Annotated in this window: 25 protein-coding genes; 8 read left to right on the forward strand and 17 right to left on the reverse strand. The window is 63.6% G+C overall.

Annotated features, from left to right (window positions below; translation table 11 throughout):
* Nucleotides 1-28: 28 nt before the first annotated feature.
* The 5 genes from MSZK_RS11860 to MSZK_RS11875 all read right to left on the reverse strand — a co-directional run bounded on the left by MSZK_RS11860 (nucleotide 29) and on the right by MSZK_RS11875 (nucleotide 5,037).
* The gene (locus tag MSZK_RS11860; RefSeq protein WP_036345900.1) at nucleotides 29-1,294 is read right to left on the reverse strand and encodes a site-specific integrase; all 1,266 of its coding nucleotides are present in this window, start codon (nucleotides 1,292-1,294) and stop codon (nucleotides 29-31) included.
* On the reverse strand, nucleotides 1,294-1,485 hold the full coding sequence (locus MSZK_RS11865; protein ID WP_036339733.1) for an excisionase family DNA-binding protein: 192 nt from the start codon (nucleotides 1,483-1,485) through the stop codon (nucleotides 1,294-1,296). Before MSZK_RS11865 ends, MSZK_RS11860 begins: the two co-directional genes overlap by 1 nt.
* 151 nt (nucleotides 1,486-1,636) lie before the next feature.
* Complete coding sequence (locus MSZK_RS32035) at nucleotides 1,637-3,118, reverse strand: replication initiator (RefSeq protein ID WP_047329668.1); 1,482 nt, start codon at nucleotides 3,116-3,118, stop codon at nucleotides 1,637-1,639.
* Nucleotides 3,115-4,416, reverse strand: a complete 1,302-nt coding sequence (locus tag MSZK_RS11870; protein WP_233211245.1) for an FtsK/SpoIIIE domain-containing protein — start codon at nucleotides 4,414-4,416, stop codon at nucleotides 3,115-3,117. Before MSZK_RS11870 ends, MSZK_RS32035 begins: the two co-directional genes overlap by 4 nt.
* Nucleotides 4,417-4,653: 237 nt before the next feature.
* Nucleotides 4,654-5,037, reverse strand: coding sequence for a hypothetical protein (locus tag MSZK_RS11875; protein ID WP_036339731.1), 384 nt, complete (start codon nucleotides 5,035-5,037; stop codon nucleotides 4,654-4,656).
* A 243-nt stretch (nucleotides 5,038-5,280) separates the two neighbouring features.
* Between MSZK_RS11875 and MSZK_RS11880 the strand changes: the two genes are divergently transcribed.
* Nucleotides 5,281-6,000, forward strand: a complete 720-nt coding sequence (locus MSZK_RS11880; RefSeq protein ID WP_047329669.1) for a helix-turn-helix domain-containing protein — start codon at nucleotides 5,281-5,283, stop codon at nucleotides 5,998-6,000.
* Between the two features lie 20 nt (nucleotides 6,001-6,020).
* On the forward strand, nucleotides 6,021-6,491 hold the full coding sequence (locus MSZK_RS11885; protein ID WP_036339726.1) for an NUDIX hydrolase: 471 nt from the start codon (nucleotides 6,021-6,023) through the stop codon (nucleotides 6,489-6,491).
* A 16-nt stretch (nucleotides 6,492-6,507) separates the two neighbouring features.
* Here the strand turns inward: MSZK_RS11885 and MSZK_RS11890 are convergent, their stop codons facing one another.
* The 4 genes from MSZK_RS11890 to MSZK_RS11900 form a co-directional block, all read right to left on the reverse strand.
* Nucleotides 6,508-7,050, reverse strand: a complete 543-nt coding sequence (locus MSZK_RS11890) for an HD domain-containing protein (protein WP_036339723.1) — start codon at nucleotides 7,048-7,050, stop codon at nucleotides 6,508-6,510.
* Between the two features lie 165 nt (nucleotides 7,051-7,215).
* Nucleotides 7,216-7,500: a hypothetical protein gene (locus MSZK_RS32910; protein ID WP_225509175.1), complete on the reverse strand. Its 285-nt coding sequence runs from the start codon at nucleotides 7,498-7,500 to the stop codon at nucleotides 7,216-7,218.
* Entirely contained in the window at nucleotides 7,436-7,843 is a 408-nt protein-coding gene (locus MSZK_RS32915; protein WP_225933665.1) for a TetR/AcrR family transcriptional regulator, read from the reverse strand. The genes MSZK_RS32910 and MSZK_RS32915 overlap by 65 nt, the downstream gene beginning before the upstream one ends.
* Nucleotides 7,844-7,859: 16 nt before the next feature.
* Nucleotides 7,860-8,381: a PaaI family thioesterase gene (locus tag MSZK_RS11900; RefSeq protein WP_047333248.1), complete on the reverse strand. Its 522-nt coding sequence runs from the start codon at nucleotides 8,379-8,381 to the stop codon at nucleotides 7,860-7,862.
* A 254-nt stretch (nucleotides 8,382-8,635) separates the two neighbouring features.
* Here MSZK_RS11900 and MSZK_RS11905 point away from each other — a divergent pair, with 254 nt between their 5' ends.
* Together MSZK_RS11905 and MSZK_RS11910 are read left to right on the forward strand one after the other, a co-directional pair.
* Nucleotides 8,636-9,283, forward strand: coding sequence for a TetR/AcrR family transcriptional regulator (locus tag MSZK_RS11905; RefSeq protein ID WP_036339721.1), 648 nt, complete (start codon nucleotides 8,636-8,638; stop codon nucleotides 9,281-9,283).
* A 326-nt stretch (nucleotides 9,284-9,609) separates the two neighbouring features.
* A complete protein-coding gene (locus tag MSZK_RS11910) occupies nucleotides 9,610-10,767 on the forward strand; it encodes an MCE family protein (protein WP_230986017.1) in 1,158 nt (385 codons plus the stop codon).
* Between the two features lie 127 nt (nucleotides 10,768-10,894).
* On the opposite strand, the gene MSZK_RS11915 is transcribed toward MSZK_RS11910, so the two are convergent.
* On the reverse strand, nucleotides 10,895-12,076 hold the full coding sequence (locus MSZK_RS11915; protein ID WP_225509173.1) for a cytochrome P450: 1,182 nt from the start codon (nucleotides 12,074-12,076) through the stop codon (nucleotides 10,895-10,897).
* Nucleotides 12,077-12,289: 213 nt separating this feature from the next.
* Here MSZK_RS11915 and MSZK_RS11920 point away from each other — a divergent pair, with 213 nt between their 5' ends.
* Nucleotides 12,290-13,336, forward strand: a complete 1,047-nt coding sequence (locus tag MSZK_RS11920; RefSeq protein WP_036339713.1) for an AraC family transcriptional regulator — start codon at nucleotides 12,290-12,292, stop codon at nucleotides 13,334-13,336.
* A 20-nt stretch (nucleotides 13,337-13,356) separates the two neighbouring features.
* On the opposite strand, the gene MSZK_RS11925 is transcribed toward MSZK_RS11920, so the two are convergent.
* The 6 genes from MSZK_RS11925 to MSZK_RS11950 form a co-directional block, all read right to left on the reverse strand.
* The gene (locus MSZK_RS11925) at nucleotides 13,357-16,452 is read right to left on the reverse strand and encodes an RND family transporter (protein ID WP_225509172.1); all 3,096 of its coding nucleotides are present in this window, start codon (nucleotides 16,450-16,452) and stop codon (nucleotides 13,357-13,359) included.
* Nucleotides 16,453-16,573: 121 nt separating this feature from the next.
* The gene (locus tag MSZK_RS11930; RefSeq protein ID WP_036339711.1) at nucleotides 16,574-16,996 is read right to left on the reverse strand and encodes a DUF6188 family protein; all 423 of its coding nucleotides are present in this window, start codon (nucleotides 16,994-16,996) and stop codon (nucleotides 16,574-16,576) included.
* 355 nt (nucleotides 16,997-17,351) lie between these two features.
* Nucleotides 17,352-18,266, reverse strand: coding sequence for an alpha/beta fold hydrolase (locus tag MSZK_RS11935; RefSeq protein WP_047329672.1), 915 nt, complete (start codon nucleotides 18,264-18,266; stop codon nucleotides 17,352-17,354).
* Nucleotides 18,266-18,709 carry a PaaI family thioesterase gene (locus tag MSZK_RS11940; protein WP_036345885.1) on the reverse strand — a complete coding sequence of 148 codons (444 nt, stop codon included), beginning with the start codon at nucleotides 18,707-18,709 and terminating at the stop codon, nucleotides 18,266-18,268. The genes MSZK_RS11935 and MSZK_RS11940 overlap by 1 nt, the downstream gene beginning before the upstream one ends.
* Nucleotides 18,710-18,767: 58 nt before the next feature.
* Nucleotides 18,768-19,391, reverse strand: coding sequence for a TetR/AcrR family transcriptional regulator (locus MSZK_RS11945; RefSeq protein ID WP_225509170.1), 624 nt, complete (start codon nucleotides 19,389-19,391; stop codon nucleotides 18,768-18,770).
* Between the two features lie 319 nt (nucleotides 19,392-19,710).
* Nucleotides 19,711-20,022 (reverse strand): hypothetical protein, encoded by a 312-nt coding sequence (locus tag MSZK_RS11950; protein WP_225509169.1) that lies wholly within the window; start codon nucleotides 20,020-20,022, stop codon nucleotides 19,711-19,713.
* Nucleotides 20,023-20,722: 700 nt separating this feature from the next.
* On the opposite strand from MSZK_RS11950, the gene MSZK_RS11955 reads away from it, so the two are divergent.
* Together MSZK_RS11955 and MSZK_RS33485 are read left to right on the forward strand one after the other, a co-directional pair.
* A complete protein-coding gene (locus MSZK_RS11955; protein ID WP_099247979.1) occupies nucleotides 20,723-20,980 on the forward strand; it encodes a DUF3297 family protein in 258 nt (85 codons plus the stop codon).
* 496 nt (nucleotides 20,981-21,476) lie between these two features.
* Entirely contained in the window at nucleotides 21,477-22,994 is a 1,518-nt protein-coding gene (locus MSZK_RS33485) for a hypothetical protein (protein ID WP_158230571.1), read from the forward strand.
* 82 nt (nucleotides 22,995-23,076) lie between these two features.
* Here MSZK_RS33485 and MSZK_RS11965 read toward each other — a convergent pair whose 3' ends face one another.
* A complete protein-coding gene (locus MSZK_RS11965; RefSeq protein WP_099247981.1) occupies nucleotides 23,077-23,475 on the reverse strand; it encodes a VOC family protein in 399 nt (132 codons plus the stop codon).
* A gap of 93 nt (nucleotides 23,476-23,568) precedes the next feature.
* On the opposite strand from MSZK_RS11965, the gene MSZK_RS32315 reads away from it, so the two are divergent.
* Nucleotides 23,569-24,903 (forward strand): PGRS repeat-containing protein (locus tag MSZK_RS32315; RefSeq protein WP_371411326.1); only part of this gene is annotated, 1,335 nt, incomplete at its 3' end.

Here is a 24,903-nt window from a genome sequence, read left to right on the forward strand (position 1 = left end):
GTATCCGCTGAATTCCATCAGGCGAACGCTACCCGGTTTCGTCGCCGAGGCTGTTGGAGGCGAACAGTGAGCCCATCGAGTCCAAAGCATCCCGTTGAACGGCTTCGATGACCTCGACATAGGTTCCCGTCGTCACCGTGATTGAGCTGTGGCGCAGAATCTTCTGAACCGTCGCCGGCTGAACTCCCATTGTGAAGAGCAGGGTGGCGCACGAGTGTCGGAGGTCGTGGACGCGAAGTTGCGGCACCTCCGCCTTCGCGCACAGGCTGTGGAACATTCGGTTGACGTTGCGCGGCTCCAACGCGCCGCCCTTAGGGGTCGTGAAAACCAGTCCCGTGTCGCGCCACGTTGATCCGGCGGCCAGGCGCTCCTCCAGCTGGCGCCGGCGGTGGTTAGTCAGAATCGGCACAAGCGTCCGAGGTACTGGCAGAACTGCGACGGATCCTTCAGTTTTGACGTTCTCAAGCTTCAGCTGGCCGTCCACGCGGTGCAACGCTCGCCTGATTGTAATCCGCTCAGCGTCTAGATCGACGTCGGACCATTGCAGCCCGAGCGCCTCACCACGACGGAGTCCCATCGACAGCGCGACTGCCCACAGTGCATAAAGTCGCGTCGTCTCAGCGGTCTTGAGAAAGCGCATCGCCTCAGCCCGCGTGAAAGAGCGCACCTTCCGGTCATCGGTCACGCGCAACTGAACGAGTCGGGCGACGTTGCGGCTTAACATCTCTTCGTCGACCGCATCCTGCAGAGCAGCCCGCAAAACGCGCAGAATGTGGCGAATCGAGCTGGCAGACAACGCGTCGTTGCAGCACTTGGCAGGCACGAGAGCGCAGCACCGTGCCTGCGACTTGCGCCCTCGCGCTGCGTCCTTCCCTTGGGCGCAGCATTGGCATCGGGTCTGCAATCCGGTCAGCCATGCGCGAATATGCGAGGCCTGCAGTGACTTCAGCTTCCGATTGCCAATTCCCGGGATGATGTGCAGGCGCACGTCGCCCTCATAGGTCGCATACGTCGTGCGCCGAACGCTAGGCTCCGCAATGTGCTCTAGCCAGTAGGTCATGTACTCAGCGACCGTCAACGTCGTTGTTGCAGTGGGTATGCCGCGTCGCTGTTGATCGAGAACCTTGCCGAGTTCGTCCAAGGCGGCACGCTCACTATCGCCGTAGACGCTGATGCGCTTCCGTCGTCCGTCCGGCGTGTCGACGAAGACTTTCGCCTCCCAGCGCCCATCACCTCGTCGGTACACGCCGCCCTGGCCGTTCGCGTTGCGACGTGCTTTCCCACCTGCAGCCATCACGCGGCTCCTTCAATCAAGCCGGATAGGTAGTCGTCGAAAGACTGCCGCACGATCCGCCGGCACCTACCGATCTGTACCGATCTGACACGTCCGTCCCAGATCAGCCGGTACACCATCCATCGACTGACTGCGAGACGATCCGCCGCGGCCTGCACGGTGATCAGCTCAGCACTGAATTCAGTATGCATCCGTTTTCCTCTCCGTGTGGAAGTAATTCGGAATGCCGGCGTACGGCTTGTGGGGGTGAAGTAACACATACGGGTTGTGCTGCGGGCGAGGCAATTTCAGCTATTCGCAGGGTCCCGGGACCGGTCTTCTCGCGATCGAATACGGGCGTAGTCATGTCGACCAGTCTGGTGGCGAGGATTGATCGTGCGTCCAGCGATTCGCACGGACGATGTGGCGATGTTCGATCATTCGGTGCGCCGCAGACACGACCAAAGTGCGTTCACCGAGATTGCCCAGCCCGGCTCGATCGAATGTCCATTCCACTTCTTCTTCGGCACCGTGAAGCGCCCGATCATGTTCGTCGGTCGCGAGGTCTGAGCGGTGGCGTTGCTCCCGAGTCCACTCAGCTCGATGCTCGCGCAGCGCACTCATCGTGGTGGAGAACAGCCGGGATTTGGTGGTGATATGCCCACGAAAGCCGAGAGTGTGCAGCCAGCGGTCTATCTCCGAGTAGGCGCCATGATCGGCTAGATCGAGAATTGTGGTCAGAATCGCCCGGATATGTGTGGGGACGTCTAAATCGGGAACGGCGAGCGGTGACATCCGTCGGACCCCAACGCCGAAGTCGGCGACGGATTTGGTCACGTACTTGGCCAGGTAGGCCGGGACCGACCGACGCGACTGGCGAGGTGTTGCCCCGCCGCAGTCACTACTGTCCGACCGCAATGGCCGCGCATCCGTCTGAGTGCCGAACTGTATTACACGGCTACTGATTTCAGCGCCGTGTGCTGGGGCGGCGACAGTGAGTGCGACGCCGCTTGCGGCCTGATGGATTAGGAGGGCCAGGTCGGTGGCTGTGATTGAGGACTTGGGTGGTGTTGGGGCTTGGCCCGGCTGTGGCGGCTCGTCGAGGCGGATTACGGCGTGGAAGTGCGGGATCGCCCGACGTTGCATCTCGGTCACCTTCACGAAATTGATTCGGGCAGCGGTGGGGGATTCGCCGAGCGCGCGTAAGCGTCTACGCAACAGCCGGCGCAGGGCGATGGTGAAGCGCCGCCACAGTTCAGGGGCATGCCAGGCGAACAGGACATGCCCCATGTAGTCGTAACAGTCCTCGCAGAGCGGCTGACCGACATGAGCATCGCCCTCGTGGTGGATGGAGCTGCACCACAGGGGTCTCCCGTGCTGGCAACGTTGGTGGGCATTCCGGCCCCGGTCGTGGCACCGCCGAGCCTGGCCTCGCTGGCCGTCATCGCGTGTGGTGTGCACGGCCCCGAAACTGGGCGCGGTCAGCGTGACGAACACCTGAGGGTGTTCGGCGACTGTGGGCGGCAGATCGTGATGGCCACCGTGCACGCCGGCGTGTACGAGTTGCCAGGTATCGCGGGCATAGAGATCAGAGCAGGACGGGCAGGCGACAGCGCGTCGGTTGTTGCATCGGGTCCACACCCGAAGCTCGCGACCGAAGCTGTCGGTTCCTGTCAGACGGATCGGATTCGCACAGAACCCAGCATTCTCCGCTTTATTCCACCAGGTCTCGAAGTCGCGGGAGGCGGCGCGACGCACCATCTGCGCCACCACGCCGATGGTGTCGGTACCGGCCGGAAGGCCTGGCAGTGTCGAAACCGCAATGCCCAGCGCAGCAGTGGTCACGACTGGCGACCTTCAGTCTCGGCGGTCCGAGGATGCGCTCTTGTGGGGGCAAAGCGAGCGACGAGATCATCAATGGCGGAATCGGTGACGTGGAAGGCCCGAACTCGCAACGGTTCAGCGTTGCCGTCAGTGCAGACGTAACCGACACCGGGAGTACCGGTGGAGATTCCATCACACAAGGCGCCGGCTTCTCGGGCGGCGGCTCCGAGCACCATCGCGGTCTGGGTGGCTTCACTCATGCGCAGCCCGACCCGGATGGAGAAGAGCTGCCGGATGGGCAAAACATCTTTAGACGGGTCCTGTACCGCGGCGACCACCGAGATACCGACTGCGCGGCCCTGGGACAGCAGCAGCCCCAGCAGCTGCTCAACCTCGGCGCGTGTTCTGCGGTCCCCGAGATAGGCAGTCAGCGAGGCGATTTCGTCGATAATCAATACAATCAGTGGTGCGGAGACACTCGGAGTGTGAAGCCGAGTCTTCCCCCGCAGCCGTTGCGCACGTTTCTGCATCACCGCGACAACCGCCCGCAGCGCAGCGAGTGTCTGTTCACCGTTGTCATGGGCGAGCGAGGTGAACAACACTTGTCCGCGCCCGAACTCCATCCCTCCCTTGGGATCTACGACGACGAGGCGTGCGCAGCCCGCCCGCACGGCGGGGCCGACGGCGGCAATGATTGACCAAAGCACCGAGCCCTTGCCCGAGCCGGTCGCGCCTGCGACCAAGATGTGCTGTCCCAGTAGCGGTAGGCGCCAACGCTCACCGGCCTCGGTGAGCCCCACCCACAGGCGGGACAGGTCCGGTGTGGTGCCCCTGGCCGGACGAGGAAGTTGGATGGGTGTCGTCAGCGGATCGCCGTGATGGGCGGTGATGCGGATCGAGCCCGGTCGGGTCGAGCGAATGGTCACCCGCTGGGCGCTCAGCGCTTCGGCTAACGCGTCACCTCGGGATTGCCAGTCGGCCAACGACTGGCCCGTGAGGATGCGTACCTCGAGAACGTCGCTCGTGACACCGATCGTCACCGAACGCAGAATCGGCACCATGACGTGACCGTCGAGACCGGCGGTCAGGCCACACAGCGTGCAGACCGTGGCCCATCGGCCTCGATAGATACCCCATGTGCGCCACTGGACCCGCAGACGTACCGTCACCCACTGACGGAACGTTTGGGGGGATAACAGAAACCAGCTGAACAATGCGAGAGCCGACCAGATCGCCGCCAAGAGGCCGACCAAGGGACCGCAAGTGACGGCCATCCAGACGCTTGTGATGGCCGGAATGCTGATCATCGGAAACAACACCGACGCCCATACCAGCGCAGCAGTCGCTTTGCCAAGCGCCGTGGCTGCACGGAGGGCAATGTCATCGGAGTCCGAGTGGTTCGGAAGAGAGCGGTTGGAGCGGTGAGCTCGTGGGTGGCCAGGCATGGCAGACCTTCCGGCAGGCTTGCGGGATCGGGGTAAGGAGAGGCTTCGGCCGAGCGGGCGCAGCACCACCGTCTCTTGGTGTTGCGGTGCTGCGCCCACTCGACGAAAGGGTCAGGCGGCCGGCTTGCTCGTGCCGCCGGGTACGCCGCTCGGTGACGCATTCCGAGGTGCGGCAACGACTCCCGCCAGTGGTGCACCTGAAGCGCGGATCGCTTCAGCGCGGAACGCGACTCCGCTGCGACTGTCCTGGCTCCACGGCAGGGCAACCAAGCCCTCGATGTGGATCGGCTGCCCGACCGTCACATTCGGGTCGCCGGCAACCGTCACGGTGATGACGTCGCCGCCCGTGGAGTCCAGCGCCATCACCTGGACCTGCCACAGCGGCAGACCCGTCTCGCGATCCAGCTTCGGCTGGCCGGTGTCAAACGCGATCCGCTGTTCGGGTGCCCGCGTGCACACAAATGACACACCGCCGGTGTTAATACGTAGTTTCATTCCAACTGTCCTTCCTGCTGTTTTCTCGCGACCGCTCGGCCGCGACCACCAGTTCAGGCGGACAACTCGGACATTCCCAGGGCATCAGTTAGACAAAGCGGACAGACGCCTGGACAACGCGGACACTCGGACGACAATCGCGCGCCAACTTTTGTGCTTTGGGCGTCGCTAACGCTGGCACCGCGCTCCTAGCATGAGCAGATCGAGAAGCTACCTGTTCCTAACCACGCACTGACGACGCGAATGAGTGAAAAGGGTTTCAGCGAAGCCAGACTCGCAACAGCCGCCGGTGTCGACGTCAAGACGGTGGGCCGCTGGGTCAGGGGTGAATCACTGCCCCAGGCGGTCAACGCGCGCGCCACCGCCGACGCACTGGGCTGTGATCCGCAGACGCTGTGGCCAGACATCTTTCCCACCCTGCGCCCACCTGGTACCGGCACGGTCGCGGTCAGTGTGTACCGAAGCCGCGCGGACGTCCCTGTCGCCGTGTGGACCCAACTGTTCGGCGGCGCCGCCGAGCAGATCGACATCCTGGTCTACGGGGGCACCTTCCTCTTCGACGGCATTCCCAGGTTCTGCTCAACGCTCGCAGTCGCGGCCGAACGCGGAGTCGCCATTCGCTTCATCGTGGGTGATCCCGATTGCGCTGCGGTAAGCCAACGCGGGGAAGAGGAGACGATTGGCTCAGTTCTAGCAGCTCGCTGCCAGATCACACTCGCACGATTGGCTTCACTCGCCGACGCCCCAGGCTTGGAGGTGCGCACACACGCCACACCGCTGTACACGTCGATGTTCCGCGCGGACAACACCCTGATTGCCAACCCGCACCTATACGGTGCTCCCGCCAGCGACAATCCCGTCCTCTTTATTCGACGTGACGACGCGCCCGAGCTGTGGCGCGATCACCAACTCTCTTTCGAACGGGTGTGGAACACCGCCCAACCATTACCCACGCACGCCTGACCTGCCGATTGGAGAACCGTATGGCCCGGACCGACTACTACAACGATCCCCACGCGCCAGCCGCAAACAGTGTGGTGCCCTCCACTACCGCCGTCGTCACCGATTCACATGATCGCATCGTGCTAATTCGCCGCCGCGACAATAACCTTTGGGCATTGCCGGGTGGCGCAATGGAATTGGGCGAATCCATCGTCGACGCGGCGGTTCGTGAAGTGAAAGAGGAAACCGGTCTCGACGTCGAGATCAGCGGACTCATCGGCGTCTACACCAATCCTCGCCACGTTATGGCCTACGCCGACGGTGAAGTCCGTCAACAGTTCTCGCTGTGCTTCACCACCCGGCTGCTCGGTGGACAGTTGCGAGTCGACTCGGAAAGCACCGACATCGCCTGGACGTCACCAGGCGAACTTGCATCTTTGGACGTCCACCCCTCGATGCGGCTGCGCATTCAGCACTACCTTCAACGCCGCGACAGCCCATACCTCGGGTAGCCCGGCAAGGTCGTCTCTAGCCGGCGGAGGCACTAACTCGTGCTGCCGCCGCCAACAGGCTCGGCGCCGCCCGCTCGATCGCACGATGCACAGGATCCCCATCGGGGTAACGCGACAGGATCTCCGTGACTCGATCTTCAGCTCGCACAGGCGAGCCCTGCGGGCCAGTGGTCAAGTCCGCGCACGTCAGCACGTCTAGTAACAACGACGGAGGTGCCGTGAACTCGGCCAGCGCGTCTAAGAGGCCGCGCTCCCGCGCCTCGAACACCGCGCCCGTGTGATAGGCCACCAGCGAGACCACCACTGCGGGAAAGCCCTCGTCGCGGACGAACACTGCGCCGTCGACGGGGTGGAAACCAGTCGATCGAACTGACGGCGCATAGCCAACATCGTGAAGCCACGCGGCAGCCACCACCGCGTCGGCATCCATGGCGCCCAAGCCGACGACCAATCGCTCCGCCGTCGCCGCGACTCCGCAGACATGGGCCCACCGATGCGGCAGATCGGCCAGTCGCTCCTCGGCGATCGCCCGTGCACGTGCCGCGTCCGTCACCACGATGCAAGTCTACGAATGTGCCCGACACAGCACCGACGCGATTTGGGCGAAAGATCCACGCCGCGGCGGCTCCCGTCCGCTGGCGCTCCCGTCCGCCACCACGGACCGAAAAATGCCTATCGGATCGAGGCTGTGAGAACTTTCTCTACTGTTATCAAGAACAGGTTCTCAGCCCACTTCGGGATCGCCATGAGTGGCGTCCACAAAGCGGTCGATGGCCCTATCGATTCGATCCCGAGCGACTTCACCCGATATTCGCCCACTGCTGAACGCCGCCAAATTGGCAAGCCACACATCAGCGATCAGCCCCGCTAGTCGCTGGTCTCTGACCGTGGGCTCGCCGCCGCTCAAAGTCCTTGCCAGCAGACCTTCAATGACGTCGATCGCTTCATCGGTGGCTGCGGCGGCGGTGTGGTCGGCGAGGACGAAGGCGCGCGTCACCGCCTCGGTCAAGCGCGGGTCTTGGTTGCCATTCGGTGTGCAGGCAGTCGACGAGCAAGCGAAGGCGTTCGCGCGGTGTCGACGCGGTGACGGTCCAATCGCGGCTGTTTCCAAACTCTTGGAACTCGCGGGTCAACGCCGACACCAAGAGGTGGATCTTGGAGGGGAAGTACCGGTACAGCGTGCTGACGCCGATTCCGACCTGCGCGGCCACCGCGCGAACGTGCACAGCCTCGTAACCGCCGCTAACTGCCAGCATCATCGCGGCATCTACTGCACTGTTACGGCGGTACGTGTCGACACCGCCAAGGTCGGCCGCCCTATCGGGGCGATGCTGCCTCAACTTCGAAGCCATGCTGCCAACGCCACGCTCAGACGCTGTGATCACCAATTGGTTGGTGAAGCGCGCCGGCTAGCCGATCAAACAGGTCCTCGAATCCGCTCACGTCGCCGTGCGCAGCGAAATGATCGACACCCACCGTCACGAAGACTGCGCTGGCGGTGAACCGGGTGATGCCATCGTGACTGACTCCCGTTCCGCTGACGTGAAGAGCACGTCCTTGGCGGCCGGTGATCTGGGCAGTAATCCTGTGCGGTTCGTGCAACGGGACAGGTCGCAGATACTCCACTGTCAGACTGCGTGTCACCGCGGGCGTGCCGGCCACCCACAACGTGAAGCCCAGTACGTCGTCACAGGCTGTCGCTACTGCGCCGCCGTGCGCCAGTCCTGGGGCGCCGATATGGCGCTCATCGAACGTCACATCGCTGTAGACCTCGTCACCGTCGCGATAGACAACCAGCTGCAATCCATGCGAATTCGCGGGCCCGCACCCGGTACACGTCGAGGTATGCGGAGGCAGTAGATATGGCCCCGGATGTGCTGTGTCACCCATCGTCATCCCCTTGTTTCGCACTGATTCGCGATATCGTCGGGCCCGCACCGCAACTGCAACGAGCCTTCGTTTGGCAGCTTCTGGACGCACCAAGACCCTCCCGCGTAGACACGACGGCCATGCCTACCGACCAGGGTGTTCTCCGTAACCGCGGACAAACCTACGAACAGTTTCGCTACGCTACTCTTGGTACCATACCTTGACGCCTGCTGGAAACGCCGCCCGCAGGTCCCATTTTCCGAAGGGACAACGCAGTGAGCACTCAACCGGCGGCATACGCAGACGACGATGATGACATCGACCCCCGCCGGATCAGGTCGCGTAACCGACTGCTCGACGCGGCGGCGGCACTCCTCACCACCGGGGGAATCGAAGCCGTCACGATCGACGCGGTGACCAAAGCCTCCAAGGTGGCTCGCACCACCCTCTATCGGCATTTCGCAAGCTCATCACAGTTGCTGGCGGCCACATTCGAGCGCCTGCTGCCGCACGTCACTACACCGACACCCGACGAGGGGTCGCTGCGGCAGAGGCTGATTGAAATCCTCAGCCGGCAGGCCGCACTCTTTGCCGATGCCCCGATCCAGGTCACCACGCTGGCTTGGGTCGCCCTTGGGCCCACCGATCCTGCTGCTGACGGCACCGCAGATGAGGACAGCCCGGCTGGCAGCCTGCGTTCTAGGGTCGTCGAGCAATACCGCAAACCGTTCGACGAAATCCTGTCGAGCGACCAGGCTCGCGAAGAACTTGACGAATTCGACCTCGAATTGGCTGAGTGCCAGCTCGTCGGTCCGCTGGTCTTCGCACGCATGACCGGACTCTGCACCATCAGCCGTGACCAGTGCGTCCGCATCGTCGACGACTTTCTGGCCGCACACTCACGCACCCGAACCGAGGCGTGACGGCGAATTGGTAGGTGCGCCGGCGGTTCGCCTGCGGCTTGTCGTCGCTGGGACCGGGCGGCTCGCACTGGGCCTGGCTGAAACTTCCTGGTGACCCTGCGTCATCGCCATCCGCCAGCCGCGCTGAGAAAACGCTACTAACAGTTTCAAAACGCTATGTAGCGTTGTGCTACTATAGGTACACTTATGAGGTTCAGTCGACCACGATCCAGTGAGCCCGTCATATGAAAACCCCTGTCCGCGTGAGTCGTTCGTCGAATCGCGCCGCTGTTGGTCGCACGCTGAATCACTGGCGGCACCATCCACCGTTACGAACGGCCGGGACCGTGGCGCTGGCCCTGGTCGTAGTAGTGGTATCGACGGTCTACCTGCAATTTCACGGTGAGTTCACTCCGGCCATGCACTTGACCCTGGTGTCGGATCGCGCTGGGCTGGTCATGGAGCCCGGGGCAAAAGTGACCTACAACGGCGTCGAAATCGGCCGGGTCGCCGCGGTGCGCGCGATCCAGCAAGATGACACCACCAAGGCGAAACTGTCCCTGGACGTCGCTCCAAAGTACATCGAGCTGATCCCGGCCAACGTGACCGCCGAGATCAAGGCCAGCACGGTATTCGGCAACAAGTATGTAGCCTTCCGTAGCCCGTCGAGACCGGCATCTGCGCGCGTGTCGAGCTCGCAGGTGATCGACGTCTCGCACGTGACGACCGAATTCAACACCCTGTTCGAAACCTTGATGTCGATCGCGCAGAAAGTCGATCCCGTCAAACTCAACCTGACTCTTGCGGCCACCGCCGAGGCACTGGACGGGCACGGCCTCGACTTCGGCCGATCAATCATCGCGGGCAATGCTGTCCTCGACGACATCAACCCTGAAATGCCGCAGATCCGCGAAGACATCAAACGCCTTACCGACCTCGCCGACGTCTATGCCCAATCCTCACCCGATTTCTGGAAATTCCTCAACAATGCAGCGACCACGGCAGGCACCGTCAATGAGCAGCGAGCCGATCTCGATGCGGCGCTGCTGGCTGCCGCGGGCTTCGGCAACGCTGGCGCTGACATCGTGGGGCGGGGAAGTCCCTACCTGGTGCGAGGTCTGGCTGACCTGGTGACGACCACCGGCACCTTGAACACCTACAGTCCCGAATTCCTGTGCAGCATAAGAAATTATGCTGCGATCCTGCCGCAGACTGTTGAATCCGCAGGCGGCAACGGCTACTCGATCGACTTCCGTATCGGGCTCACCGGTGCGCCGAATCCGTACGTCTATCCGGATAACCTGCCCCGTTCCAATGCGCGAGGCGGCCCGGGCGGCGCCCCTGGATGTTGGCAGACAGTCACCAAGGATTTCTGGCCCGCCCCTTACCTGGTAGCCGACACCGGCGCATCACTGGCTCCCTACAACCACCTCGAACTCGGGCAGCCATTGCTTACCGAATATGTGTGGGGACGCCAGGTCGGTGAAAACACCATCAATCCCTAGGACGAGCAGGCCTGCGGACCCACCGGTCCACGACTACGTCGAAGCGGCGCTCAGCGGCCTCGATACATAGAATCGTCATATTCCGATGGAACTGGGAGACAGCGACATTGGGGCGGCATGCAGTCGCTCAGGAAGCGCTTCCTCGCCGGACGCGTAAGGGAATCGAAACAGGTCCTCGCAGTGAAGGATTGGTACCCCAGCGCACGGGTCCAGCAAGCTCCAGGCCGTCGAGTTCGTCCAGCAGATGGTCCACCGCTGTGATCACTTCGAGTCGTGCGAGATGAGCGCCCAGACAAAAGTGAAGTCCATGGCCGAATGCCAGGTGCCCGGTCGTGTCGCGATGAGGGTCGAACCGATCGGGGTCGCTGAACTTCGCCGGGTCTCGGTTCGCCGAGGCATAGAAGAGCAACGCCTTTGCGCCCTTAGGGATTACCGTGTCGCCGATCCGATAGGGCGCGGTAGCGGTTCTGGTGACCCACTGCACCGGCGAGCCCCAACGCGCGGTCTCCTCGACCGCCGGGCGAAGCAGGCTGCGGTCGGCTTTCAACGTCAGGAAGAACTCGCGGTCCTCGGCGAGCCTGACGAGCAGCATGCCCAACAGGTTTGTAGTGGTCTCGTTGCCGGCGACCAGAAGGATGAGCGCGTAGAAGAAAGCTTCCTGATCGCTGAGCTCGCCGGATTCTTTGGCTGCCTGCAACCAACCCAAGAGATCGTCTGCCGACGTGCTGGACCGCCGGCCCATCTCGACGTCTATGAAGCTGCGCATCTGCACGTAGGACTGAAGTAGCGAACCGACGTATCGCATGACCTCGTGCACCGACCGCGGTCCGAATAGTCTCGCGAACTTGTTGGATACGGTGCGAAAGGCCGGCCACTGAGGATGGGGAATACCCAAGATTGTGGCAATGACGTTGATGGGCATGGGGATCGTCAGCGCCGCGACCATGTCAATGACGTCGCCGTCTCGCAGTGGCCTGATCGCCTCATCGGACAACGCGCGAATATCTGTGGCCAGAGTCTGTACCGAACGCTTGCTGAACATGGGCGCGGTCAGATGCCGCAGGCGGGTGTGATCGGGTGGGTCTGTGGTGAGTACAGCACTGGTGACAAACGACCGCAGCATGATGCCGTCCCTCGACGAGAACACCTCATTGTTGCGAACGGCCTTGTGCACGTCCTCGTAGCGCCCCATCATCCAGACGCCGAGCCGCTCGTTGACGACCACCGGATGCTCACGAATGCGCAGCAGCTCGGGATAGGGGTCGGCGATGTTCTCGGCGAGCGTCGGATCGAATGTGGTTCGTGGCACCGACTTCGGCGCCGATGCAGTGCGTGGGCGCCGTAGATCGCGGTAAGCCCCTGTCGCAACCGGACGCCACAGATCAGTGACGGAGCTGCGAGTTGCAGAAAGCACCGCGCGTGGTGGGGGCCGTAGAAGATCCGTCGACATAACATGACGTTAGGCCGGTCGCAATGGCTCGATAATGACAGAATCAGACAGACATTTGATATTTTCAGACACATGCCTAGTCCGATGGCCCCGGTGTGGGACGTGGCGCGCTCCTCGGCGCCGGGTCGACACATCTTGGAGACCGCGGTACACCACGGCCTCAATCCTGAAATCTGTTTGTCTGGAACAGGACTCACGTCGCAGGGGTTGAGGGACCCGACCAGCGAGATGCATGCGAGTCAGGAACTGACGATGATTCGCAACCTGATCGGCCGACTCGGCGATCAACCGGGACTGGGTACGGAAACCGGTGCGCGCTACACCTTCGCCGACATGGGCATTCTGGGTTATGCACTGATTTCGAGTCCAACCGTTGGGGACGCGATAGACGTCGCCTGCCGGTACGCCGCACTCAGTACCGTCTACCTGAGTCTGGCCGCACCAGAACTCAACAACACCGAAGCGGTCATCGGTCTTGATAACGCCCAGGTTCCTCCCGATGTGCGGAGGTTTCTGCTCGAACGCGATTTTGCAATGTTCCTGCAGATCTTGCCGCCGCTCATGCGTGGCGTTGACGCGCCGATCGCGATGCGACTGGAGGTGGCGGATCTGCAGCTGCCGGCAAGTCTGGTGGAGATCGACAACGTGACGGTCACTGTGGAGAACGCGGTGCGCAACGCCCTGATTGTCCCCGCTGATCTGGTGAGCCAACCGATGCCCGCGCCAGATCCCCAGACTGCGGCGATCTGTATCCGCCAGTGCGAGGAGTTATTGAACCGTCGACGAACCCGTCGTGGCATATCAGCCTGGGTGCGGATGCGGATGATCCAAGATTCGACCCAGATCCCATCCATGGCGACCATCGCGAGGGAACTCTGCATCACCGATCGCACGTTGCACCGTCACTTGGCGGGAGAGGGAACCAGCTACCGCGCACTCGCAGACGAGGTTCGCGCAGCGCTGGCCGCCGAGCTGTTGAGTTCGGGACTCACTGTCGAGGAAACTGCACGCCGACTTGGCTATTCGGAGACGGCCGCATTCACTCGAGCCCATATTCGGTGGAATGGGCGCCCACCCAGTGAGTCCAAGCGCCGTGGGCGGTCAACGGCTCAAACGTGATGTGAGGGCAAGCTGCATGCTCACGCGCCGACGTCGACTGTCGGGCGGTATCGCGACGGTGCCGCAGTCCTTGGTCTAGTGGCGAGACGTTGTGGCCACCAGCTCCGTTCGCGCAGCAAAGTAGCGATGGCGGGTACGGTCAGCGTCCGGACCAGGAAAGTATCCAACAGCAGTCCGCAGCCAATGATGAGGCCGGTCTCGATCATGATCGCGACCGAGCCGATCATCAAGCCGAACATGCTCGCGGCGAAGATCAGGCCGGCGGAGGTGATGACCGAGCCTGTGGTGGCGACCGTCCGTAGAACGCCGATACGCAGATTGCTGCCGCTCTCCTCCCGCAGTCGCGATACCAGTAACATGTTGTAGTCGGCACCGACTGCCACCAGAATGATGAAGGCTAATAGCGGTACAGGCCAGGCGATTTCATGACCGAGTATCCATTGGAAAACGATGACTCCGATGCCGAGTGAGGCGAGGTAGTTCAGCACCACGGTGCCAAGGAGATACAGCGGTGCCACGAGCGCGCGCAGTAGCACCACCAGGATGAGTCCAACGATGACCAGGGTGGCGATGGCAAGTTGGATGAAGTCGGACGAGAGCAGACGCTGGATATCAGAATTGACCGCGGGGAAGCCGGCGACAGAGATCGTGGCGTTCGCCAGCGAGGTGTTCGGCCTGGCTCCATCGGCGACTTGGGTCATCTGGCGGGCAAGGTCCATCGCTTCGACGCTGTAGGGATCGTTGCTGGTCTCCACTGCGAATCGCGCCGTTTTCCCATCGGGTGACAGGAACTGCTTTGCGACGTCGGCGAATTGGCGGTTCGCAAAGGCGTCTGCGGGCAGGTAGAAGCCGGACGCGGCATCCGAACCCGCGGACGCGCGAGACGAGTTCTGAAGCTGGGTGGCGATTTGGCTCATACCGGATAGCATCTCAATATTGCTGTCCGCCAGCGTCTTTACCCCATCGGCCAGCGCGCGGGAACCGGAGGCGAGCTGGCTGATGCCGTCTTGTAGCCGGGTGATGTTGGCCGCGAGATCGGCGGGCTTTCCCAGCGCGCCGAATGCCTTGTTCATGGCATTGACGGCAGTCTGAACGTCGGCGATGGTGCCGGTTACGGTGGCGTTGGTGGCGGGGTCGTAGCGGTCACCCAGCGCGGCGACCTGGGAGAAGAATCCGTTGTTTCTCAGAGCAACCAGGATCTGGACCTGGTCGCGGATTTGAGCGCATTGGGGAGTTGTGACGCACCAGGGTGACCCATTGAGCAGGTCGACGAGCGGGTTCAAGGTGTCGATGGCGCCTTGTGTGCGTTCGGCCAGCGGGCGGATGCCTGGGCCGGCTTGTATTGCGTTGTCGATACTGGGGCTGGTCGCTGAGAGTTGGTGCAGAAGTGGGGCAAACCGTTGGAAGTCCTGGCCGGCGGACTGTGCTTGGGTGAGCACTGGGCCTAATGGTTTCAGTGCGGTCCGTACAGATGTGTCGAGCTGCGCGAGTCCGTTGGCCAGTTGGTTGGCTCCATCGGTGAGCTTGGCGAGGTCATCGCGGCGGGAATTGCCATCGGCGACGGCACCGGCCATCTTGTCGCCGATTTGCCTGTTCTGCCACGATAATTGCGCTTGGTCAAGGCGGGTGCCTGCCGGACGGGTGACTCCGGATATCTTGACCACGCCGGGGATCTGGGAGATGCGCGATGCCATTTCGTCGAGGTCGGCCAGCCCTTTCCCGGTGCGCATGTCGACGGGGTTTTCGACCACTAGGAACTCGGTGATGACGACGTCTTTGCGAAAGTGTCGGTCGAGGAGCTGGTAGCCCTCATTGCTAGCCGTGGTGGGAGGTTGTCCTTTTCGGTCGTCGTAGCTGATCTTCATCGTGGCAGCTGCACCGGAAAGAGCCAGGAGGATCATCAAGCTAGCAACGAGCAACGGCCGAGGGTGACGCACGACCGCCACAGCGACGCTGTTCCAGTACCGGCGGGTGCGGTCGGGCTTGGGTTCACCGATACCGCGTCGGGCCGCCAACGCCAACACTGGCGGCAACAGTGTCACCGTAGCCAGGAAGCCCACAAGTACGGCAACCGCGCACGCTGGTCCCAATCCGGCGAACACGCTCAGCGTGGCGAAGACCATGGCCAGAAAAGCCAGGGCGACAGTAGCTGCCGACGCGAAGATCACTCGTCCGATGCTGGCCGTCGCGTGAATGACAGCGAGATCGGCAGGGGTACCGGCGCGCCGCTGTTCGTGGTACCGGCTGATCAAAAAGACTGTGTAATCGGTTCCTGCGCCGAGAAGGATCGCGGTCATGAATGCCACGGTGAACTGCGAAACCGGCATGCCCAGCTGCCCGAATGCGGACAAGACACCACGGCCGACGGCCAGACTCAGCCCGATGACTAGCAAGGGCAATAACGCGGTAAACAACGACCGGTAGACCATCAGCAGGATCAACGCGATCAACCCGGCCGTTGCGATCGAGATGAACAGCAAATCGTGTTCGGCAGAAGCGATTTGGTCACTGAAGGTTGCCGGGGGACCGGTCACGCGGACGGTGATGTCCGACCCGTCGAAGGCGCGTTGGGCGGTGGCGCGGACTGCCTGCACCGATTCCGCTGCAGTGGGATCACCCAGAGTCCCGGCCACCCCCACCGGTAGGAACCACGCTTTGCCGTCTGCGCTGACGGCTTGTGCCTTCATCACGGGATCGGCCAGCAAGTCCTGCACCAGCAGCACGTGGGCGTGATCGGCTCGAAGGCGCTCGACGAGCCTCGAGTATCGATCCCGCGCCTGCTGCGTCAGCCCAGCGGGGCTTTCCATGGCGACGAACAGCATCGTCTTCGACCCTTGCTCGCCGAACGCAGCGCTCATGCGGTCAACAGTCTGAAATGACGGCACGTCCCGGGGAATGAGGTCGACCGACTGTCGCCGCACAACGGTTTCGAGCTGTGGGAACAACAGCGCTAGCACCACTGCAATGGCGAGCCACCCACCGATCACGAGCGCCTTGTGGTGAACCGTGAAGGCGGCAAGCCTGGCCAGCCGCGCACTGTATTCCGGCGACGCTGCGGGGTCGGCAAGACGGACGCGTCGAGAAACGGTCCCGACACCGTGGACATCATCAGCCACCGTCACGCCCCCTCAAGAGTGGAACTATCGGTATAGCACCGATACTAACGGTTTCCTATTTGCCCGCGCGACCCCCGGGCAAACGGCGGCTATCTCGGCAACCCGGCTCCGAATCATCGAATCAATTTGCAGCACCGTCAGTTTCGTCATCGACCAGGTCATGGCGAACGACGCGCACACGTCCATGCGGGAGGCAAGCCATGTAGCCATGCCGTTTGCCGTACAGCTCCCACGCCGTCTCGTGGCTGTCGGGATCGACATCGATGCAATGCCCGCGGGAGAAGCCCAAATGCAGCGCCCCCTCGTCATCGCACCAGGCCCGTGTGCACACTGCGCCGGCCAAATCGAGTAGTGGACGCTCCTGAGCCGACACCCGGGCGGGATCGATAAGCACTTCTTCGGACGGATGCGACCCGATCGCCGGCAAGGTCAGCCTCATGGGCCGCGCGATGACGAGTTCGTTGTAGTCGTCGAGACTCAGAACCAGGCCTTCTCGCAACGAAACTCGCTGGACGGTGCGCTGTTCGATCCACTGCGTATGCATGTCGGTCTCCTGTTCAACACTCCGATGTGTTGTATTTATGGTACTGCTAGTATCGGAGCGATACCAGAAGGTCCTATTTTGCAGCTCGTGGGTGCGGCGGTGGTGCTGTGCATTTTGCTGCGACGGGCACGGCGGGCAACTTCGAGCAAACGAGTCGTTGGGGACCATTCGTCAAGGGGTGCGTTCCTTGTCGGATCCCGCAGCGACCGCGCTATTGGCGTTCGGCATTCTCGTGACCTGGCCGACCGTCGCTTACATCAGCACGCGCCCCTGGGCGTCGCGTGTCCTGGTGACTGCATGCCACGACCCGGCCGAGCTTGAACGTGCCCGGGACAAGCTCTCCCTCTAGCTCGATTTAGACAACCTCGTCGAGGAAATCGATGACGGCTTCGGAGAACGCGTCGTTGTCGTCTCCAGCGATCATGTGACCAGCGTCGGTCACGTCCACCGTGCGCGCGTGCGGCACGAGGTCGACGAAGTCGTTCACTGTCTCCTCCGACACCACGTCCGACAACAGCCCCCGCACAAGAAGCGTAGGAGCAGATACCTGCCGTGCGCCGTCGATCAACACCATGCTCATCCGGTCGAACTCCGCTGCGCCCTCATCTGGATTACCTTGCAGGAAGCCAAAATTCGACGCCACAAAGGCCGGATCCCACCGCCATACCCAACGGTCGTCGGCGCGCTGCTGCAAGACCTTCCGTAGTCCGTCGAGGCTGCTTGGCTTCGATCTGTGTGGGTTGTACGCGGCGATAACCTCGGCGGCAGACTCAAGATCGGCGAAACCGTCGGGGTGCGCCGCCATGAATGCGACGACGCGCCGTGCGCCCTGCATCTCCATGCGTGGAGTGATGTCCACCAGCACCACGGCGTCCCACAGGTCAGGTGATGCGAGTAGGTGAGTGCCCAGGATCGTCAGACCGCCGAGGGAAGCTCCAATGGCCACAACAGGGTGCCCACCTGCCGCGTGCGAACGCACCGCGAGCAGGTCGCCGCCGAGTCGATCAAGGTCATAGCGGCCATCCGGGTCCCAGTCACTATCCCCGTGTCCGCGCGCATCGTAGGCCGCCGCGAGGTAGCCGCGTGCGTGTAAGCGCTGCGCTGTCGCATCCCACGCATGACGGCTTTGGCCTCCTCCGTGTAGCAGCAATACGGCTGCCCGCGGCTTCGCGCACGGATACAGGTCGACCGCCAAGGAGACTCCGTCGGTGGTGGGCACTCGCTGGAGGACAGGTCTTACCCTGCGCCGCCTGCCGAGCCCGGGGGACATCACGAGGCCGCCTTCTGGCCCACAACAGTCACAGTGCCCTGGGCAGCGCACACAGCCCGCCCGTCGTTGGTAATATCGATTCTCGCGACACCGCTGCTCTTCCCGAGCGAGATGATCTCGGCTACCGCGACGCACGTGCCGCTGGACACCGGTCGGAGTAGGTTCAGCTTGAATTCGGTGGTCGCAACCCAGGATCCGGCAGGAATGACGGGATAGAACACGACGCCGAGACAGTGGTCAACGAGCGCCGACAGACAGCCACCGTGCAACGAGCCGAAGGGCGTCTTTAAGTCGTCCCGGGCGTCCATCTCGACGACGAGGCGTCCCGCTAAGAAATCGGTATGACGAAATCCTAAGTAGCCAGCCAGGCCGCCGGCCGTCAACGCCGCCCCTTTTAACTGGTTGGCGACCTGCGCGTCGAATGCGGCGAAGTTCGCGGACATGTTCACCTCTCCTCGGTGTGGGGGCTGGTGTTTGAGACACTACGCCTGACTTGTTACATCACGTTGCGTCTTGGCCAGAGACGATTGCGGGTAGAAGAAGACGTTGCAGATAGGTGCGCAGTCCGTCTCTGCTTCGATCCCTTGGGCCACGAACGGTGAGCAGACTCAGCACGGTGCGAAGTATCCATTCCGCGGCGTCATCAACGGAGACCCCGGGCGCCAACTGGTTCCAGTGCGTCGCGAAGAGAGGCCGAAGAAACTCGGTGACGAGTTCGAAAAGCATGGTCGATGTTCCCTCGGCAAGGCCCACACCCGCGAGTTCACGATCGCTGCCGAATAGGACGCCGATGATGGGCCTTCGGCGGGCCGCAATCACAGTGTGATCGATGAAATCAACGATCGCAGAACCTAAGTCACTATGGCCGGACAACCGCGGTTCCATCCGGCGTAGGTATTCTTCGGTGGCGCGAATGATGACCCCAGAGATCACGGCCTCGCGACTCGCGAAGTACCGGTAAACCGTCGCCCGTGACACACCGGCATTTCTGGCGATGTCCTCCATAGTGGTGCCTGCGAGACCCTGCACCTCAAGGCAGCGCTCAGCGGCGTCGAGCAATCGGTCGCGCCCTGATCTCCCATCCGCCGCAGCGGACGCGCCCCAGCGCAATGACTTTGTCGCCACGTGATCAGTATGCACACGACTCAGCACTACGCGATCAACTATGCAACAGAGTTTCTAATCTGTCTCAGATAAAGGCACTCCTGGGCCCCTGAGAGGGGCCCCGCCTGACCACGAGCGTGGTTGTTCGCGGCACCGTTCTCTGCTGGGACCACTTTGGGGCCAAACGGCTTGCGCGATGCCGAACGGCGTGCGCGTCCGTCAATGTCACGAGCTGCCCTGAAACCATTACAACTGCTGCTGAACTGCGAAAACGTGCCACCGCCGCTTCCCGGGGGTCGCGTGGTCCTACGTAACACGGGCCGCTTAGATGCGACCTCGCCTAGCCGTCGGTGTCGGTAACCTGTTCAGCGGAAACAACTTTCAGCAGTTTGTCGCGGGCGGCGCAAAGCCCATCTAATGCTGAATTGAAGTCAAGCGCGGCATCGGCCAGCGAGGCGCGGCCGGCTGGATGACCGTGTGCCGCCAGCACCCGTGCTGCATATCGGAGATCGGTCGTGTAATGAATGAGGTCCACGATGTAGCGGGTGGTCGCGGTCGGCGCCGCGCCTTGAGGGCGCTGGAGGTTGCTGGACATCAGGCTTGTCCAGTCTGCGATTGCGCGGCGGTCGAAACTGTACAGCCCCTCGAGCATCCAACGTCGCCACCGGGCTGGACGGCCGCTACGAGCACCGGAAGGAAGCGGTGAGGAAGCCATCAATCGAGCCTAAGAGCTCACCCAGCGTTTTTCTGGGCCCATAAGCAGCGGTCTGAAGCGGCAATCGCCCCGTAAGCCGACCTTTGCCCACCGACGCCGAGACGCCTGTTGTCACGAGACCCCGGCGGCGGTCGCGACGCGCAGCTGGTCGGCTGCCACCCTCCATTTCCGAAGTGTCTGGCCCGCTGATCGGCCGAGTAAAGAGCGCCTTCGGCGCGACTTCGTCGTGGCTTCGCCACCCTTGACACAACCGATCGCAGCGACAGGACGGCCGCATGGGGAGCGGCCCGTTAGTGGCACCGCTTTTACGAGGCGAGTGACGACAGTTTTGACGACAACGCTGACGACAGTTGCTGCCTCAACGACGTCCCCTACACGACAACTTGCGACCTATCGTGCCTGGTCACGGACTCTGCCCGCTCCTGGCAGTGTGGGGGTCAGGGGTTCGAGTCCCCTTAGCTCCACTTGTAGGAAACCCGAAGTCAGATGACTTCGGGTTTTTTGCTGGGTGGGTGTAGTAGCGGGAGAGATCGCCGAGTGGCTCGGCACGCCCTACGCGCACCCCGCTACGGCACGGCGCGTAGATTTCTTGACAGTCAAACCCAGGAGCCCAGCGCAGCCTTCAACGAAAGCGATCATGTCCGAGGATCAGACCCCAGACGTCCCGCCGAATCATCTCTCGATCGATCCGCGTAGCCCCTTCTACAACGAAGAGGTGCTGCTGCGCGACGTGGGTATTCGCTTCAATGGCGCCGAGAAGACCAACGTTCACGAATACGACGTGGCCGAGGGCTGGGTGCGCGTCGAAGTCCCCACTGCGAAGGATCGTCGCGGCAACCCGATGGTGGTCAAGCTCAGCGGCACGGTGGAGCCCTATTTCCGCACAGCGGAATAGCTTCTGAGAGTTGGTGTTTGGCATTACCCGGCGGGTGGTTCCCCGCACGTGTGTCGTCGCCGCCGATCCGCCGGGAACCCTCATCGAGCCCGTCCGGGTGCGCTCGGGCCGACGTCGTCTCGACGGTGAGCCTTCGCTGTTGCGAAGTTAATTAATGCCGCAAAGATCTCTTTATTAACGATTCAAGCAAACGACGCTGAAATAGTTCATGCGCGTCAATTAATGGCTGAAAATCTTTGACGAATTTCAACTATATTTTTCTCAGCTAACTGTTACGGTCATTGCTGTCCGCTTCAGCAGCGCTAGGCGGGTGTCATGGGTCGGGGGTGGGCCTGAGTTCGTGGGGTTTCTTTACTGATCACAGTGGTTGAGGCGCAGGCACTGTGGCCGGGGGTCCAATCTGCTTGGCCGAGGTCCTTTGTGTCCTCAGCTACCTCATATCCACCAGTAGATCAATCACCGGATCGGGGGATCCGGGCTCCGAAGGGAATGAACCATGTCCGAATTAATTGCGATGGGCAAACACCGTAAAGAAATCTTCGCCCGCGCGACGGTGGCCAAGCGTGCCGCCGGGGGCGTCATGGTCGGTGCTGCCTTGACGGCCGGGGTCTCCGGTGCGATCGGCGCGGCGACCGCATCCGCGGCGCCCGCCTCGCCGGAGTCGCCGGCATGCGCACTCGCCACGATGTGCAGCGGGGCACCGACCACCTCGGTGATCGGTGACTCCGGGGCCGGCGCTGTCACCCGGGCCCTGGTGCAAGCGAACGCCGCGCCCGGCGTTCCCGGCCTGGATCCGATCACGATCATCAACGCGTTCGCCGAGCCGATCCTGGCCAATCCGCTCACGTTGGTCTTCACCGGCGGGATGATCGGCGACGGTGTTCTGCCGGGTCAGAACGGCGGATTCCTGATCGGAAACGGTGCGGCCGGAGTGCTGCCCGGCCAGGCCGGCGGCAACGGCGGATTGTTCTACGGCTCCGGCGGTAACAGCGCACTCGGCAACGGTGGTCATGCCGGGCTGATCGGCAACGGTGGCAACAGCCTCGCCGGTGGCAACGGTGGCAACGGCGGGCTGTTCGCAGGCAACGGTGGCACGGCCGGTGCGGGCAACGGCGGCAACGCCGGAATGTTCGGTAACGGCGGCAGCAGCGTCACCGGAGGCAATGGCGGCAACGGCGGCCTGATCTACGGCAATGGTGGCGACGGTGGCGCGGGCAATCCGCTGACCGTTGCAGACGGCGGCCGGGGCGGTAACGGCGGCTTCTACGGAAACGGCGGAAACGGCGGCAACGGAAGCATTCTCGGCGGCAAGGGCGGTAACGGCGGTGACTCCGGCGGTATCGGAAACGGCGGTAACGGCGGCAACGGCACCACCGACGCCGTGCTCGGCACACCCAACGACGGCGGAAACGGCGGAAACGGCGGTCAGTTCGGCGGCAATGGCGGTGGTGGCGGCGACGGCAGCTCCAACCTGGCTCTGACCGGCGACGGCACCGGCGGCAACGGCGGTCGCGGAGGCGCGTCCGGAGCCTTCGGCGACGGCGGAAACGGGGGCAAGGGTGGCTCGGTGGTCTCGACGACCGGCACCGCCACCGGCGGCACCGGCGGTCGGGGTGGACATTCCGGCCTGGCCGGCACTGGCGGGAACGGCGGCACCGGTGGCAATGGCACGTCGGTGGCAGGTGACGGCGTCGGCGGCGACGGCGGCAACGCCGGCCGCGGCGGTACCTTCGCCGGGAACGGCGGCAAGGGTGGCACCGGTGGTACCGGCACCGCCACCATCGGCAACGGCCGTGGCGGCACTGGCGGCAACGGCGGCGGCGGCGGTGCGTACACCGGCTCCGGCGGCGACGGTGGTAACGGCGGCAACGGCGTTGCGACCACCGGAGTCGGCAAGGGCGGCAACGGCGGCAACGGCGGCACCGGTGGTGGTCTGGCCGGCAGTCGTCCGGGACACGGCGGCAAGGGTGGCACCGGTACCACCAGCAACGGCTCCGCCGGACAGGACGGCTAGAGCGCAGCAGGCGAATCGGTGGCTTCGGCCTTCGGGCCGGAGTCACCGAATTCGGTTGTGCTCCTGAGCTATCGAAGCGTGGTCACTCGCGATCGTGATGACAGACGGCCTCGAGCAGCACGCCGAACGGGTCGAGCCAGAAGGTCGCGAAGTACGGCGGCGGGTACTGCGGGAAGTGCTGGGGTTCGTGCACGACCTCCCCGCCTGTTTGCTGCACGAACCGGTGGACGTTCCTGACCGCCGAGCGGGTCCTGACCATGAACGCCAGGTGCTGCAGTCCGGGCCGTTGAGGCGAATAGGGCTCCGGCTCGCCGGCGGGGTAGAAGAACAGGTAGGTGCCGGGCTTGCCCGCCGCCGGACGGTAGGCGAACTGGTCGTGATCGTCGAGGAACGGCTCGAACCCAACCAGGGGCAGCAGCGCGTCGTAATAAGTCTTGGCCGCCGCCAGATCCGCGACATTGATTCCCAGATGCCCGAGCATGAGTCATCGTGCACCGTGTCCCGCAACTCCGGCAAATAGGACGGTTGCCGCAAATCGGCTCCGGCACAGGCGCAGTCCCGTATACACAAATCCATGAAGGCTTCTGCTCATATCGGCCGGGTCGGTGGTTTGGCAATCGCGCTGGGCATCGGCGCCGCACTGGCCTCCGCCAACGCGGTGGCGTGGGCCGACACCGGCAGCGCCGCCCCGAGCCACTCCGCCGCCTCGGCCGGTCATGCGGGCCCGCGAGCGGTCAAACCCACCGCGGTTCGCAAACGATCGACGCAAAAAGTGACCACCACGCCGCGGGCCACGGCGTCGGCATCCCCGGCACGTCGAAACCCTGCGAGGGGCGCCGAAGCGATCTCGGGCTTGGCCGCGGCACTGGAAGGCTCGTACGCGGCCAACCGCTCCGGAAGCGGTGTGACATCGGCGTCGGCGGTCGCCGGCCGGCTTGCGCCGCCGCCCAACCTGACCGCCGTGGTCCACCAGGTGGTCTACACCCCGCTGCATGTGGTCGCGCAGGCGTGGATCACCAGCGACGTCGGTCGGCGGGTCGACGAGGTCATCAACACCGTGGCGGGTTCCTATGTGATCGGCAACGGCACGGCCGGAACCCAGAGCCATCCCGACGGTGGCGCCGGCGGGTGGCTGCTCGGTGACGGCGGTGCCGGCTGGACCAGCACCCAGGCTGGGGTCGCCGGCGGTGCGGGCGGAGCGGCCGGGGTGTTCGGCAACGGCGGCGCCGGGGGAGCCGGTGGCGCCGGTGCCGCGGGAGGGGCTGGAGGAAACGGCGGGTCGCTCATGGGGATCGGTGGGATCGGCGGTGCCGGGGGCGCCGGTAATACCGGCGAGGCAGGCGGGTTCGGTGGCGCCGGCGGCGACGGGACAGGGCTGGTCTTCGGCATCGGCGGTGTCGGCGGCGCCGGCGGCGACGGAACCGACGGTGGCCGCGGTGGCAACGGCGGCAACGGTGCCGCATTCCTGGGCAGCGGGGGAGACGGCGGCGCCGCGGGCCGCAGTGGCGTCGGCGGCGGCGCGACCGGGCTGCCCGCACTCGGTGGTGCTGGTGGCACCGCCGGATGGCTGGGCAGTCATGGGGCGGTCGGCAATTCCGGCGCCGCCGCCGTCGCACAACCGGACACCGGACCGCTGCCGCCGCTGTCGACCACCGGCACCTGGCTGACCACCAGTGACGGGCAGGTCGTGATCGTGCACGGGCTCAACGAAGTCTACAAGCTCGCCCCCTACCTGCCGTCGGCCAGCGGCTTCGACGAACAGGACGCACAGTTCCTGGCGGACAACGGTTTCACCGTTGTGCGGCTGGGAGTCATCTGGGCCGGCGTGCAGCCCCAGCCGGGGGGCGTCGACACCGCGTACCTCGACTCGATCAACCAGACCGTGCAGATGTTGGCCGACCACGGGATC

Origin of the sequence: Mycobacterium sp. shizuoka-1, from assembly GCF_002723835.1 — a bacterium.
In the GTDB taxonomy this organism is placed as follows: domain Bacteria; phylum Actinomycetota; class Actinomycetes; order Mycobacteriales; family Mycobacteriaceae; genus Mycobacterium.